Origin of the sequence: Paenibacillus silvestris (assembly GCF_009882985.1) — a bacterium.
Lineage (GTDB): Bacteria > Bacillota > Bacilli > Paenibacillales > NBRC-103111 > Paenibacillus_E > Paenibacillus_E silvestris.
Map to the genome: position 1 here is coordinate 35,453 of NZ_WTUZ01000020.1, position 15,819 is coordinate 51,271.

The 15,819-nt window shown below is 46.3% G+C and carries 12 protein-coding genes; 1 reads left to right on the forward strand and 11 read right to left on the reverse strand.

Features of this window, described 5'->3' with window-relative positions:
• Positions 1-85: 85 nt before the first annotated feature.
• Positions 86-607: a DUF6886 family protein gene (locus GQF01_RS15520; protein WP_161407672.1), complete on the reverse strand. Its 522-nt coding sequence runs from the start codon at positions 605-607 to the stop codon at positions 86-88.
• Positions 608-784: 177 nt separating this feature from the next.
• Between GQF01_RS15520 and GQF01_RS15525 the strand changes: the two genes are divergently transcribed.
• Complete coding sequence (locus tag GQF01_RS15525) at positions 785-1,690, forward strand: phosphotransferase family protein (protein ID WP_235959775.1); 906 nt, start codon at positions 785-787, stop codon at positions 1,688-1,690.
• Positions 1,691-2,058: 368 nt separating this feature from the next.
• On the opposite strand, the gene GQF01_RS15530 is transcribed toward GQF01_RS15525, so the two are convergent.
• The 10 genes from GQF01_RS15530 to GQF01_RS15575 form a co-directional block, all read right to left on the reverse strand.
• Positions 2,059-3,903: a hypothetical protein gene (locus tag GQF01_RS15530; RefSeq protein WP_161407674.1), complete on the reverse strand. Its 1,845-nt coding sequence runs from the start codon at positions 3,901-3,903 to the stop codon at positions 2,059-2,061.
• Entirely contained in the window at positions 3,900-4,643 is a 744-nt protein-coding gene (locus GQF01_RS15535) for a formylglycine-generating enzyme family protein (RefSeq protein ID WP_161407675.1), read from the reverse strand. Before GQF01_RS15535 ends, GQF01_RS15530 begins: the two co-directional genes overlap by 4 nt.
• A 40-nt stretch (positions 4,644-4,683) precedes the next feature.
• On the reverse strand, positions 4,684-6,183 hold the full coding sequence (locus GQF01_RS15540; protein ID WP_161407676.1) for an extracellular solute-binding protein: 1,500 nt from the start codon (positions 6,181-6,183) through the stop codon (positions 4,684-4,686).
• A 216-nt stretch (positions 6,184-6,399) separates the two neighbouring features.
• The gene (locus GQF01_RS15545; protein WP_161407677.1) at positions 6,400-7,086 is read right to left on the reverse strand and encodes a FadR/GntR family transcriptional regulator; all 687 of its coding nucleotides are present in this window, start codon (positions 7,084-7,086) and stop codon (positions 6,400-6,402) included.
• Positions 7,087-7,429: 343 nt separating this feature from the next.
• A complete protein-coding gene (locus tag GQF01_RS15550; RefSeq protein WP_161407678.1) occupies positions 7,430-9,136 on the reverse strand; it encodes a dienelactone hydrolase family protein in 1,707 nt (568 codons plus the stop codon).
• On the reverse strand, positions 9,133-10,029 hold the full coding sequence (gene rbsK, locus GQF01_RS15555) for a ribokinase (RefSeq protein WP_161407679.1): 897 nt from the start codon (positions 10,027-10,029) through the stop codon (positions 9,133-9,135). Before rbsK ends, GQF01_RS15550 begins: the two co-directional genes overlap by 4 nt.
• A 26-nt stretch (positions 10,030-10,055) precedes the next feature.
• Complete coding sequence (locus GQF01_RS15560) at positions 10,056-12,161, reverse strand: ADP-ribosylglycohydrolase family protein (RefSeq protein WP_202556398.1); 2,106 nt, start codon at positions 12,159-12,161, stop codon at positions 10,056-10,058.
• A 15-nt stretch (positions 12,162-12,176) separates the two neighbouring features.
• Positions 12,177-13,337, reverse strand: coding sequence for an ADP-ribosylglycohydrolase family protein (locus tag GQF01_RS15565; RefSeq protein WP_161407680.1), 1,161 nt, complete (start codon positions 13,335-13,337; stop codon positions 12,177-12,179).
• A gap of 81 nt (positions 13,338-13,418) precedes the next feature.
• Positions 13,419-14,894 carry an extracellular solute-binding protein gene (locus GQF01_RS15570; protein WP_161407681.1) on the reverse strand — a complete coding sequence of 492 codons (1,476 nt, stop codon included), beginning with the start codon at positions 14,892-14,894 and terminating at the stop codon, positions 13,419-13,421.
• Between the two features lie 31 nt (positions 14,895-14,925).
• The gene (locus tag GQF01_RS15575; RefSeq protein ID WP_161407682.1) at positions 14,926-15,810 is read right to left on the reverse strand and encodes a carbohydrate ABC transporter permease; all 885 of its coding nucleotides are present in this window, start codon (positions 15,808-15,810) and stop codon (positions 14,926-14,928) included.
• Positions 15,811-15,819: the final 9 nt, after the last annotated feature.

Consider the following 15,819-nt stretch of genomic DNA (forward strand, 5'->3'; position numbering starts at 1 on the left):
ATACAGGAGATACCCTGACAGCGTGCTGTCAGTTGTGTTTGGTGAGGTCAAATTCACTTGCTAGTTATTTGGGCGCTATGCTCCATCATAGGTCAGCCCCTTTCGCGTTCGCAAATCTATGTATACCAAAATCGTTCAACGTTGAGCTCAAAATAGCGTTTCTCAGTGGATGCAGGTTAGGGGTGAATCTCACCTCGATACCCAGCTGCATGAGGCGATCCAAGAGGTTCGTAAGTGGTTCAACTTCTTCAGGAATGATGGTTTGAGGGGAAATGTAGTAACCGGCACAGGCATCAAATACTTGAAAGGTGTCGCTCGGCATTTTATATCGATATAGCGTTGTACGTTGTATGCGTTCGTACCAATCTGTTTCAACCGTCACGACAATATCGGAGGAGGTTAGGTTAAAAAACTTCTCATGATCCTCATCGGAGATCTCATTCGTTCTTGTATAGACAATACGGGGACAATTTCTTGGAAAATAGTAGGTAAAAGCGTGAACATCTTCAATCGCCCAGACGACGGGAGGCATATTATTATGATTTTCTTTCACTCTAGGCACAAACACACGAATTCCGCTTTCTTCACTAAAATGAAATAAGTTCATTGTTCGCTCCTTTTGTATAATGAAATTTCTCTCCGAATTGTTTTATTTTTCCACTACAGATTTTCGTGATAGACTAGGAAGTATCCTGCTTTCATGTCTCATATAGCCAGGCTGCGAATAACCAACATAGGATGAATTAGGGAAGGTGATGGCAAGATGTCCGGCATTAAACCCAACATGGATACCCGATCAGCAGAAGCTTTCTTGCAGCAGATTTTGAACAAGCCAGTTACCGATTTACAGCCGATTGAGCAAGGCGAAGTTAGCAAAGTGTTCAGCTATAGACAGCACGATGAGGAATTTATCATTCATTTTAACAGTGGCAGTGAAGGTTTTGTTAGAGAACGTTATGTGCATGAAACATTTTCGTCCCAAGGCCTGCCGATTCCTCGTGTTCTTGAGATTGGCCGTGTGAACGAAGATCTGTGCTTTTCCATTGCCGAAAAGGTACCGGGACGTACCATCATCTCCTATCCGGAAGCCGAAATCAAGCAGATTCTTCCCGATCTTATCCAGCATTTTAAAATAAAGAATGAAGTCCAGCTTGGCCGGGCCAAAGGGTATGGCTGGATTCAGCCCTCAGGAGACGGCACGCACGAGAGTTGGCCTGATTTCCTTGCTTCCTTCTTTCGGGAGGAGCAGACTGGCTTCTGGCATAACTGGTATGCGCTCTTTGAGGATACTTTCCTGGAAAAGGACGTTTATCAGCACTTATACGGCATCATGATAGAGTTATCGACCTATTCCACGCAGCAGCGATATCTTGTGCATGGCGATTTCCATCTGGGGAATATGCTGACGGACGGGCAGCGTGTCACGGGTATTGTTGACTGGGAGATGGCCTTCTATGGCGACTTCGTGTTCGATTTGGCGACGCAGCATCTCTGGACGCCGCAGTTGCAATTTCCAGAAATGGTGCGCAGCGCTTGGGCTAGCGAGGGGCGAGACATTCCGCATTTCGAGGAGCGTTTGAAGTGTGCGCTGCTATTCAAGGGCATAGACGGGCTTCGATTTTATGCTAAAAAAGGCGATCGGAACGCTTACGATAGTGTGAAGGCGGAGCTTTTGCGGTTGGTGGATTGAGTGCAAGAGAGTGTGTCCCAGGGTTGAATTCAAAAAAACGAGAAATGAAAGCGGTCAGTTCTCGCTTCGTTTCTCGTTTTTTTCCTTTCACCAAACGCGGCCCTGGCAATCAGGATAATTGCGTATCCACTATCCGCAGTTTATAATTAACGGGAAATACTCCAGTTATTTTAATCATATACCGACTTATATTGCTAATTAAATGGAAAAAATACCGCTAATTAGTCTTGAATACCCCACTTCACTAGCTCAACTATCCCATTAACAGGAGAAATTCCAGTTAATCAAACTTTAGCAGCCCTATTCCAATAAATAGCAGTAGTTTTTCCAGTTAATCTCATAAGAAGGGGCAGCTAACCTCGTATCTATCATAAACCCACTTTAATAATCGACAACTGTTTAGACTTCACAGTCCCGCGAATAAGATCATACCCCTCAAGCTGCTCCACATGCACCGGAAGATCATCCCACAGCTCCGCTATACTCGTGATTTCCGAGCTCGTACATGTCAACAAATCCCCAAGAATCTCCTCATCCGTGTCATTATAAACTGTATAAATAATACTCCTCCCATCATCGGCTGGAAAGGCATTACAATACAATCCACTCTGCAGAGTTGGATATAACGGGACAGGGCCCGAACTCTGGTAGTTGGCTTTATGCTCCCGCCAGATGGTCTTCCACTTCTTGATTGCCGCCTGCTGAAGCTTGTTATAGGGCAACCAACTGCCAAAAACATCCTGCCAAACCAGTATGCCAGTACCATTAAAGATAGCCCGCTTAATGAGCAAATCCTTGCGAATGCCAACATGCCAGCGTGAAATAATCGGCGAAAAATGCTCCGTCATCACATATCGGAAGATATCGGTCTCCGGCATTGATTCTTTATTCTTGAACTGGTTCCACGAACCGGTAATGATTTCAATTTGATGCTTCTTTTTCGGGCGCCCTTCGGAGCAGAAAACGAAGTCAGGTTTAATTTCGTGAACCGCATCGCGGAAACTATCGGGAACACTGTCCATCGTATCCAGGAATACGCCGTCGATATCCGTTTCTCTTACGATCTCCACGATACTCAGCGTGGATTGCTTCACAGACTCGTCAAAGCCAATATCCCACGGTTTAAAAGGCAAGAATACCTTTACGCCGCGCTGGTGAAATTGTTCCACCGTATTTTTCAATCCCGGCATGCCTCCAGGAAACTCCCCGAAAAACTCCCATTGATTTCTGCTGTCTACACCAAGGCGCGGATACTGATGCCATAATAGCACGGAATCATAGCCTCCGAATGCTTCACCTTGTTGAAGTAAACGTTCCACGTCAATCTGATTTTTTTCAAAATCATATACTTCTTTGCTGAAGATATACGTAAAATGCTGCAGAAACGTATCGTTGTACCATTTCAACTCCGGCCGCTCGTACTCTTTGAAAGAAATCGGCTTGCGGGCATTCTGCCTCCAGTTGTTGAAGAACTCCACCCACCCGCGCTCAATCGCCGAGAACTTGATTTCCATCACATCAGCCAGTGATGGATCAGGGCGAAGCAGCAAGCGGTGCTGCTTAAGCTCCGTAAGAGATGCCATTTGCTTTAATTCCATGTTGCGATTTTGCACCCAAATGAACCAATATTCATTTAAGTTAGGGAATTCCAAGCTAAAACCATGGAGCTGATTGGGATGGAAAATGCCAAGCGGCATCGTAAATTCAACGTGCATCTGCATGATGCTGCTGCCATCCCGCTTCGATTGAGGGTTAGACGGAAAATAGTAATGATTCGGATGCTCTTCGTCCAATCTAAGATTCGCCAGGAATGGCATGTGTAAGTAAACTTCCTTCGGCCCTGATTCATCCCACTTAGCGCTAAGCTGGATCAGGTATCGAATCGATTGATCCTCCAACTGATGAAGAAAAATAACTTTTGCCATCAGTTCATCCTGCCCGCATTGAATCGATAATGAAACGGATACTAGTTCTTCCGTTTGATCACCTCCCGACTCAATCCCGGTAATGAGCCACTGGCTGCAAGGGAGCATGTGCCCGCCTTCAAGCTCCATCGTGAACAATTCAGCTTCTTCCGATGTCAATTCAGCACGCTGATGGATCGCATTGTGAAACACTTGATGCAGCATCAGACGGCCATCATGCTTGATGGCAAATCCCATTTTGTCATTTTTAATCGTAATTATGTTCATAACCTTATCGCTCAGAATCATCGTGTCACCTCGTATACGCAGCGGAAACCAACGGTTTCGCAGCGGTTTAACCCTTCATTCAACAGTTGGAATTTCAGATGATAATCAGTCGGGTGTGGACCGCCTTCCGCATGCCAGGTATGCGGCGCCTTATAATAGGAGCCTCCCCTTAAAAAGGTGAATTTGTGCTGTTCATCGTTTACGGTGTCATCCATCCATTCCCAAGCATTGCCGGACAGGTCTACACAACCATAAGGGCTGCTGTTGGACGAAAAAGTATCGACCGGCATCGTATCGAAACCGGAAGAATGACACTTATCGGCGTTGTATTGATTGCCCCATGGCCACTTTAATTTCTGGTTGCCTCCCGCCGCAAGCTGCCATTCCGTCTCCTTCGGAAGTCTGCCGCCTTTCCATTTTGCATAAGCTCTTGCATCCTCTTGACTGACCCAAATAACCGGATGATTCTCCTTCCCCTGAGGAATACCGCTTTCTTGCCAATGTTTGATAAAATTGTGACTGTCCTCTGGATAATAGCCGCTCTCATCAAGAAACTGCTTGTATTGCTCATTGGTAACAGGGTATTTATCCATATAGAAAGCCTGCACCGTAACTAGAAATGGGCCGTGATCACACTGGCAATCCCCCTCCATGATGCGATGTTGAACACGATAAATGTACGATGTTTCTGGAATGAACACCCGATTGTCATCTTCCGTATGAAATGCCTGCGCTTCCATTGCCTTCACCTCTCTATTCATTGGTAAAAAGTGGGGCTCACGCCCCACCCTAGTCAGTTATTTATTTGATCGTTTTATTCGCGTATTCCGTCACTTCTTTACCGCCTGCTGCGTTCCAATCTTGAACAAACTTATCGAAATCTGCTGCGCTTTTCTTGCCAGTTACGAGATCAGCTGCAAACTCTTTGTACTTGGCCGTGGAAGCATCCCACTTGGAAGCAAGCTCAGCAGGAATGACAAAGGTATTGTCTTTCGTCGACATGGAAGCGAACATTTGCAGAGATTTGCTTGCCTGTTCAGAGAAATAAGGTGTTGCTGGATCAAACTCTTTATCCGGCTTGAAGTTCACTGTGGACTCTACAAAGTGCGGGAACCACGCTGCAAATTTATCCGTTAATTTGATTTTGTTGTTCACGATTTGGTATTCATCGCCCTCAACACCAAGCTTATCTAGCATTTGACCTTTCTGACCGGCCATATATTCCAGAACCGCAAAGGCCATATCTTTGTTCTTTGATGTCTTAGCGATAGCAAAGCCGCGGCTTTCCTTACTGATATCAACCGGGGTATAACCTTGTGCTTTGCCTTTTGCTGGCGGCAGTGTCATGACTTTGGCAGCTGCTCCATTTTGACTAACCGATTTATTGTTGTAGATGTCGATAACTTTGCCTTGAGTACCTGCCATGATAGCTGCTTGCCCATCATAAAAGGCTTTCTCTTTCGTATCCCATTTCTTGGTCAGGAACTCGGGATCCAGCAGGCCATCTTTGTACAATTTGGCGTAGAATAGAAGTTTATCTTTTTCAAACTGTGTTGTTTTGCCGAAGGCATATTTACCGTCATCACCTTTGATCCACGTGGATGTCAGACCAAAGGACTGACCGAACATAACGTCGAGCTCATCGAGTGTTCCAGCCGCCGTGTAGGCGTACTTCGCGCCGCTTTTCTCCTTCAACTCTTTGAAGAAGGCATAGTAATTATCACTTGTTGGATTGGACAGCAGGTCCTTGCCCGATGCGGTTTTATCAAACCAGTCTTGACGAACGACAGGCACAGCACTATTCAGAGGCGACAGCCATAACAGATATGGATAGTTCTTCATTCTCTCTTGGTTAAAAACGTTCATCGATGCCTTCACATTCGTCGACTTATCGATAAAAGGCGTCAAATCTTCGAGGATTTTTTGTGTCACGGCAAATTGGTAGTCGCCGCCTTGGAAGTAAATAAGATCAGGAATATTGCCGCTTTGCAGCAGCAAGCCCAGCTTCTCTGAGTAGGTCCCGCTTTGTACAGGGACTACTTTCAGCTTAATATTTTTGCCCTCCGCCTTCATTCCTTCTTCGATGCCTTTCATCAGCTTCTGAACACCAGGGTCATCTCCCATTAAATCTTTCGCCACAATGGAAAGTGTAACCGGCTCTTTCGTCGCATCCCCTGCTGTTGTTGCAGCTGGTGCAGACGTTGGAGCTGCCGAATTGCTCGGAGATTTGCTGCCGCCGCTGGAGCATGCGGTTGTTACAACCATTAAAGCCGTGACCACCATAAGAAGTGACTTTTTCATTCTATTTCCTCCCTTTTTTGTCTATCTATTATTCTGAAGCCGTCTTCCATTACTTCAATCGTTTCGTAGTAGTGCCTCTAGAAGAATGGGATACGGCACGAGAATCGAAAATGATATCCTTGTAGCCGCTTACATTTAAGATAAAGCGATTACATTATGATTTGGGTAATTGGATGACCCAATTACATGAGACGGATAGACTTCATCCGTTTTCGGCTATTTCAATTGAATATTTTGTTTGACTTGCTTCAAGTGGTACAGCAGCGTTTCTTTCGCTTTAAGTGGATCTCTCTCTTTAATAGCCTGGAAAATGTTAAAATGCTCTTTGTACACTTCACTTCTACGGCCAGGTATTTCCACTGTCTTCGTAGCCGTCCTTTTCAACAAATCCATGTTAAGATCGATGAGATTCACCAACACCACATTATGTGTTGCTTTGGCTATGGATAGATGAAAGGCTTGATCTGGAGAAACGGGATCATCCGATTCGCTGTCAATAGTGCCCCATTTTTCGAGAGCGCTTTCAATTTCTAGAATATCCTGATCGGATGCTCTTTGTGCTGCCAATTCCACGATGCCTGTTTCAAAAATCTCCCTAGCCTCAAGCAGCTCAATAATCGTAGCTCTCTCAATATTATCGAGGATTCTCGTTTTATCTTCCGCCTTGCTGAGGTTCTTGTTAAGAAATCGACCGCCACCTGGACGAGTCTCGATCAGCCCTTCTCGTTCCAGAATTCGGAACGCTTCACGCAAAGTCCCGCGGCTGATTCCGAAAGCTTGGGCAAGCTCTCTTTCCGTTGGCAAAACGTCTCCAGGAGCAAGGTTGCCTTCAAGGATCAGCTTTTCAATCTGCTCAATGACATCCTCATACACTCTGTGGTACTTAATTTTCTTTATTGTCATGATGAGTACCTTCCGTCTGGCAATATGCTGAGAATTGGATCATCCAATTACCCACACCTTTATAGTAGTAAGTAGCTCAGTTTGTGTCAACAGTTATTTTTACCAATGATAGCGTAGTCATACGGAGATAATAGATGGAAAAACTACCGTTATTCTGCGCTCTGCTGTCGCAGAGAATGAAATAACGGTAGTAACTCCAGCTATATCGCTGGTAGATGGACCAAATCGGCTAGATTCGGTGAAATTAGCTGTAGAAATTCCAGTTAAATCTGTAAAAGTAGACCATTAAAAGAAATTAGCAGGAGTAATCGGCGTTAGTTCAAGTTCATAGTAACCCGTCCCCTTAAATAAAACGAACCGAACCAAGAGCCGGTCTGCCACCACAGATGGCCTCCACCTGTTCAGGAAGAAAAGTCACACAGATCTTGTGCATCTTCTCCCAAGACGAGAGCACCTTGCCGTCTGCATGGCCAAACGACTGCCGTGCTAGTCGTACATTCGCCCAGCCAAGAACTCCCTCAACCTCACTCACCCATACGATCTGGCCCGCTTGATCCGGCCGATAGAAAACCGATACCTCCCACACGCCCGGAACGTCCGTAAACAGCCTGAGCTGCAGCTGCAAATGGTCTTTGTCCCCTTGTATAATCGGGTCGACCGGCTTATGCGTGACCAGGGCAAATTTCATGCCCGGTTCGTCCAAGGCAAGCGCCTTGCCTCCGGATGGATCGTCCACAAACACATAGCGGAAATCAGGATCAAATGGCTCCGTCCGCTGTTCCGGACAATGCCATCCATCGAGCCCGCGAGTGAAATCAGCCAACTCTAGCGTTAAAGGCACACCCGATGCAACTGCTCCCAGATAAATGGGAGAGAATCGCAGAGGGAAACTGCTCGTTTTCACGCCATCCGCATAGATGGCATCCACATAGACGAAACCGCTTATTGCAGGATCAATAATCGGTATCTCCACGCTGAAGTCGCTGGCCTCTGAACAGTCGAGTTCCTTCACATGCCAGTATCTCCCCGGCGGAAGCACCTCGCTCCAGTCATACCAAGACCAGCAAAAGCGGAGCTTTAGCGGAAGCGCGGACAGCCCCTCAGCGCCAAATTCGGAGGTCACCCGCAGTGCTCCCTCGCTAACAGAAACAACAGCGGACGGAGCTTGCCGCCAATGCCCCTCTCCCTTCACAAGCGCATCCATCCAACAGTCCAATGCAGCGCCTGCCCAGCCATCGAGATGATGATTCTGATTGGCAGCGAAATACAGCCCGCGCTTCGTCTTCGGAAGGTGCGCAGCTCCTTCGCAGATGGCATCCATCCAGCCCCAGTAATCATTCGTCGCCGACATGATCAGCATCGGCGACTGCTCCCGCTCGGCTAGCTTCAAACCGCTAAGCAGCCGCTCCCAATCGTAGGTGTCTTCCAATGTATGCGGCCTGCGAACGTTACGATTCAGCCGTCCTGGCGACATGTGCTTGCCGCAGCCATAGATAGGAGCCACTGCCTGCAAGCGGCTATCCCAGGCATTAAGCAGTCTGGTTACTGTGCCTCCTCGGGAAATGCCGAAAGCACCCATCCGCTCCGCGTCCACTTCAGGCAGCTGAGCCAGCCACGTTACCATTTTCTTCGCGTGGATGAGACGCGTGAACATGACCGATTGCAGCGGATCAAACTCTTCTTCCATGTCTTTGGTAGGCATGTCCGCCAAATCGGAATAATGCTCCTGTCCAGAAAGTTCCTCTTTCCAGTCATAGCTAAGCGCGACATACCCTTTGCTCATCCAATGCCGGACATGTTCCACATTTGCTGTCTGCGAACCTCCCCCGTGGATGTGCAGCATAGCAGGAAAAGGCGTTTCCCCATAAGGAACGCCTATCCAGAAATACGTTTTCACCCACTCACCCGGGATGAGTTCGGTCTCCATATACATAGCGGCATAGTCGCCGTATGGGTCTGACCTCCGCTCCACCGTACGAATACGGTGTTCACCTAAATGCTCAGCAGTTTTCAATAGCTCATGAAAACGGATTTCACCTAGGTTCATCATAGATCCGAAAGCTCCGATAAATACGGGATCGAATTCTGTGCGCCCATGCGGGTAACCGAAATCGAAGACGCAAGCTGCGCAATGTTGACCGCTTCATCGAGGGATTTGCCTGAAGCAATCATAGCGGCAAGCGTCCCGGAGAACGTGTCTCCAGCAGCCGTTGTATCTATGGCCTTCACTTTCCGACCTTCCATATACACATTTTCGGTGCCGTTATAGTACACAATGCCTTTTTCACCAAGTGTAATCAACGGGAAGCGAATCCCTTTGCCGCGTAAAATATCCAGCGCCGCGAAAGCATCCTCCGTAGTCTTCACTTCCACATTCGTATACAACCGGCACTCGATTTCATTCGGCGTGAAATAATCCACACCATCCAACATCTTGTCATCCAGTGGAATGGCAGGCGCCGGATTTAGGAAAATCGGCACCTTGCCTTTCGCAAGCTGAATGGTCGCATAGACGGTTTCCACCGGAATTTCCAGCTGCAGCATAATAGCTGAGGCCGAGAGCACTTCTTCTTTGTAGCTTTCAATATAACCAGGTTTAACTAGGTTATTGGCGCCGCCGTCTAGAATGATCGCATTATTCCCATCGCAAACCGTAATCGCGGCTACACCTGTCGAAACTTCAGGTTCAATTCCTACATAATCCGTTTTTACACCGAACCCTTTGAGGCTGCCGATCAACGATTGCCCAAAAATATCGTCGCCAACTTTCGCCATAAACCAGGTATCAGCGCCCATTTTTGCGCAAGCAACCGCCTGATTGGCTCCCTTGCCTCCGGCGGATAGGATAAATCCATCGCCCCGCATTGTTTCGCCCATTTCTGGAATACGGCTAGTCCGCATGACCATATCCATATTTGCACTGCCAATTACGATTATTTTCATAACGTTCCCCGCTCCACCTACAATTTCTAAATTTCCATAAATCTAATATGTCTGAAATAAGTTCTAGCTGCAGTTCTTGTGCTTACGCCAAACATCCCGTAGTTGAACGTATCGTCAGTGTGCTTCAAAACGTCTTGTCCGTCAATAGCGAAATTAATGGAATTCCCCTGCACCGTCACTTTGAAGTCGTAGTCTTTGCCAAGCTGCCACGGGAACTCTGCACTCGCTAGCTTCGTAAAGCCGAAGTTATTGATATACAGAGACACTTGATTAGCTCCATCAAATCCTACATGATAACCTCTCATTGCGCCTTGCGCACGAACTGCCACTAAGTGCGAATGTCCGCTTTGCGGGTTGAGCTCTACAGATACGGAGTAATCTTTGGCAAAGTAGTTACCTGTATAGGCTTCGCTTGGCTCCGCCGTCATAAGATACATTGCGCCTGCTTCTAAACTCCAAGCTCCATTGTTATGTGCAAATGGTGTAATACAGCCAAAATTGCTCAATTGCTTGTTGAAATCAATCGTGTAATCTGCGTTGCCGTAGATACGGAATTCATCAATGAAAATGCGTCCCAAGCTTTTCGGCTTGCGAGTCGAATAAGCCTCTAGCACGATACCGACTTCATCAATCAGCTCGCCTTCGGAATCCGGGATGACAAATTCAACATGAACCCACTCTTGATCAACGAGCTTCACATAACCTTGTACAAGCTCTTTTTTGCTATTGGATAAGCGCACATAAGGTGCGATGCCCATTGTTTCATTGCCGCCCCATTGATCCAAGAAGATTTGCATGGATACTTTTTGACCAGAGGATGCTTTAGGCGCAAATGTCGGTGAGTATCTTTCGTCACTGAAATCATCACGTGTGTAAAATGGTTTGTAGAATACTTTTGATTTTTCTCCACGAGTCATACGGTCAAACACAACTTCCAGCGAGCCTGTTCCCTTGAAGGACTTCTCCGTTGAATGTTTCGCCTGGCAGAAGAACGGATCCGAGATACGGATGTTATGTGTGGAACCCGGCAGCTCGAAGTCGAAATAAATATCGTGCTCTGTGAAGCTCTCTACAAGACCTTCTGGGCAAGGAACATTCGCCAAGCGATAGCCTAGAATTGCCAATTCTTTCGCGTAGGTTGGAATATCGAGAATATTCATAAAGCCCGAAATCCCTGACATTACGATGGAATCGTTGATCGGTTTACGATACTTATCTGCAATACCTTCGAGACCACAAGCTACACCCAGAACCGTACCAACGTTACCAGCATTGCAATCTGTGTCCCAACCACACATCGTGGCAATTTCAACCGTTTTGTTGAAGTCGCCTTGACCGTAAATCATGGACAGTACGCAGACGCCTGCATTAGGAATGATGTGGCATACGCCTGTATACTTGTCGTAACCCCAGTCTCTTTCAAGCATGTCACGGCATGCTCTGAAATCATTCGGATGTTGTGCGTGGAACTCAAGTACTGCTCGGGACACTTTGGCATAGATCGAGTCAACTGGAATTTGAGCCAAACCAGCTTCAATAATTTCATTGATGTCGCTTGTTTCGAATGCTTTGGAAATAGCTGCACAGAAGAATCTTGCGCCTAGCACACCTTCGCCGTCATGTGAAACGCGAGCTGCCGCCTCACCGAAATCAGCTGCTTTTTTCGGATTACCAGGGTTAACGAGACCCCATGTGTCGATGAAAATTTGACCGCCAATTTGTTCGGCGATAATAAGTCCATTTTGCTCAATCGATCCAGACTGAGGAGCTTCAATCCCTTTTTTCAAATTGATGTAGGCTGTATGCTCTGTACTTACGCCATATCCGCCCCACCAGAACATTCCGATACCCTCACGAGCATAGTTCAACCAAGCGCGAGCTACATCATTAGGCGTAATATCGCGGTCCTTGGCATCGTCATACAGTGCGCGCAAGAAGTAGAATGGACCGTTCGCATCGTCGTCCGCTGCGAAATTCTTAAACTCTTTGACATAGTCCGTAATGTCGCCATATGTGCTTTGTATTCTTTCATAAGTCCAAATCGTCGGTTCTACCGGAGCGCCTAGTCTTATGCCAATGTTCATACCTAAGTAACCAGAATAAATTTTTTCCAAATAATTAGAAGGAATCAACGATTACACCACCTTTTAAATAATAGAACGAATCTGTTGTTGTCTACGGTTGCTGAGTGCGATGTCTTGCTCGATAATGAATGAGGCAGCTTCAATAAATGCATGGCAGTGCTTCTCGATTTCTTGCTTATTAATCTGTTCAATAACAGCAATTTCAGCTTGTGGAATAGCCGCAACGCCGTGCATAGCTCCAAGAATGGCACCAGCCATAACACCAATAGAATCCGTGTCGCGACCAGAGCTCACTCCGTCTTTGACTGCCTCCAATAAATCCCCATCATGCAAAATAATGTAAGCCAGTGCTAGTGGGAGTTCCTCAATCGAGAACAATCGACTAGGGGTATAATGGTTAGAAGGAATGCCTACTTTATGAATGCTGCGGTTGACATCATCACCCATTGGCGAATATTTGCCCATTACAGCGTGCAGTTGCCCAACAACTTCAGCCCGGTTATGCTTGACTTTCTTCAAGGATCGAGCTGTATCACATAGATCTTGAATCGCCTGCTTGGTACCATCTTTCGCATAGGTTAAGGCTGTTTGAATGATATCTTCTACCGTCACATCAGGTTCAAATGCTTTCGCAACACAAGCTGCCAAAACACCCGCCGCTTCCAAGCCATAGCTGACTTGATGACCGGATGCAAAAAGAATCGCTTCATCATAAGCAGCCTTCGGATTGCAGGCATTCACAATGCCGATCGGTGAGATATACATAGCAGCACCGCAGTTAACCATATTGCCATACCCACCTTCGCGGGGTTCGCAATTGGCAAGCACATGACGGTTGAAAATATGCTTCTCTGGATAAAACAAGCGATCCATGACCATCGCTACTTTTCCCAGTTCGGGAATATATTTGGGACGAAACGAGATCTCTTTGACAAATTCATTCGCCAGATCGTAAGCATCCAAATGACGACGTTCAATGCCATATACATTCATAAGTGCAAGCGTCATGAGCGTATCATCCGTAACGATGCCTTCGCCCCTCATCCTGCCGAGCCTCTTGTCTTCCGGCCAATCCGCTTTCCACCATTTGGTCATCGTTGTTTCTACCCGACCATACTTTTCATGAATTTCATTAAACGTCATTTTCTCAACGACAGCGCCCATCGCATCGCCATAAGCTGTGCCGAAAACAACGCCTTTCACTCTATCAGCAAAAGTAACCATTTGACTTACTCCCTTCTACAGGGAGTGCAGGGTTGTTACACCCCACACTTTGCAGTTCATTTATTGGCTTCAAAGCCTGATTTATTTAATTGTTTTATTCGCATAATCCGTTACATCTTTACCGCCTGCAGCGTTCCAGGCTTGAACGAACTTATCGAAATCAGCGCCTGTTTTCTTGCCAGTTACGATATCAGCAGCGAACTCTTTGTAAACAGCCGTAGCTGCATCCCATTTCGCCGTCAAATCGGCAGGCATAATGAAGGTATTGTCTTTAGTCGAATTGCTCTCGAACAGTTTGAGCGATTTCGCTGCCGGTTCCGAGAAGTAAGGTGTAGTTGGATCAAACTCTTTGTCCGGCGTGAAGCTGATAACGGACTCGACAAAGTGCGGATACCAAGCAGCAAACTTATCTGTCAGTTTGATTTTGTTATCAACGACTTGATACTCGGAGCCTTCAAAACCAAGCTTATCCATCATTTGACCTTTTGGACTAGCCATGTATTCTAATACAGCAAAGGCCATATCTTTGTTTTTGGACGTTTTGGAAATCGCGAAACCACGGCTTTCTTTACTTGTATCAACCGGTGTGTAACCTTGGCCTTTCCCTTTTGCCGGCGGCAGTGGAACGACTTTCGCGCCTGCACCATTTTGCGCAGTTGATTTGGAGTTGTACAGGTCAATTACTTTACCTTGTGTACCCGCCATGATAGCGGCTTGACCGTCATAGAACGCTTTTTCTTTCGTATCCCATTTCTTCGTCAGGAACTCAGGATCAAGCAAGCCCTCTTTGTACATTTTAGCGTAGAATTCCAGTTTCTCTTTTTCAGACTGGGTTGTTTTGCCGAAAGTGAATTTACCGTCTGTACCTTTGAGCCAAGTTGTCGTTAATCCGAAGGCTTGCCCGAACATAGCGTCCAACTCATCGAGATTGCCTGCTGTTGTATAGGCATATTTCGCGCCGCTTTTTTCCTTTAACTCTTTGAAGAACGTGTAGTAGTTATCGATTGTTGGGTTTTCCAAAGCGGCTTTACCGGATGCTGTTTTGTCCATCAAGTCTTGACGCACGACAGGAATAGCACTGCTAACCGGTGACAACCATAGCAAGTAAGGGTAGTTCTTCATTCTTTCAATGTTATAAGGATTCATAGAAGCCTTAACATATTTGGATTTATCGATATATGGAGTCAGATCCTCCAAAATTTTCTGAGTCGTTGCGAATTGATAATCTCCACCTTGGAAGTAGATAAGATCAGGGATGTTACCGCTTTGTAAGAGTAAGCCCATTTTCTCGGAATACGTTCCGCTTTGCACAGGCGTAATTTGCAGCTTAACATTTTTGCCTTCTGCTTTCATGCCATCTTCGATACCTTTAACCAATTTCTGAACGTTAGGATCGTCTGGTGCAAAATCCTTGGCTAAAATGGAGACTGTCGTAACCGCCTGGCCATTTTGTGTTGCAGATGGTGCAGACGTGTTCGTTGATTTGTCCCCTCCGGAACTGCATGCTGTTGTAGTGACCAGAACGACTGCAGCCATTGCAAAAAGCGCTTTTTTCATTTGGATTGCCTCCCAAAATAATGTTTGAATACTATTCTTTTACGCCGCCTTCCATTACTCCTTTGGTATAATGCTTCAGAATAATGGGATATAGCATTAGAATCGGAACCATAGCAATGACAATCGTAGCCGCTTTCAAGGACGAGAAGTCCAGTTGTGCGATATGGTTGTTTTTCATCAAATCAGCCGCACCGACTAACGTCGTCGTATCTCCTTCAACAACGAATTGCCTGAGCAGTACTTGCAGCACGGTGTTGTCTCGGCTTGATAAGAAAATGCTCGATTTGAAGAATTCATTCCATCTAGCTACCGCATAGAACATGCCGATCGTCAGAAGCGGAATACGGGACAGCGGTAAGATAATCCGCATGAACACAGTCATGTGCCCAGCGCCATCGATTTTAGCAGCCTCAACGAGAGAGTCAGGAATTTCTTCAATAAACCGCATCATAATGATCAAATAAAAGACGTTAATCGTGCGGTAGAGGACCATCGCCCAAAGATTATCCAGCAAGTGCAGGTCTTTGATGACCATATATTCTTGCACGATACCTGGCTCAAAAATCATGATAATGATGAGGAAAATCATGATAGGCGTTTTGCCGACCAGATTTTTACGTGTCAATACGTAAGCTGTAATCGTTGTGAAGAAAATGCTGAACACCGTACCCACAATCGTAATAAATAAAGAGTTCATTAACGCTTTCCCGACAATCGGATTGCTGAGCACCACCTGGAAATTGATGAACGAGAAACCTTTTGGCAAAATGTCATAGCCATGCAGCATATGGACTTTGCTGGGGTTCGAGAAAGCTTTGGCGATCAAGTTCATAATCGGTACAAACATCGTCAGCGATAAGAGGACGAGTACGGCACCCAGCACTAATTTGGTGAACGAAAATTTTTGGACACTCATGCTTACTCC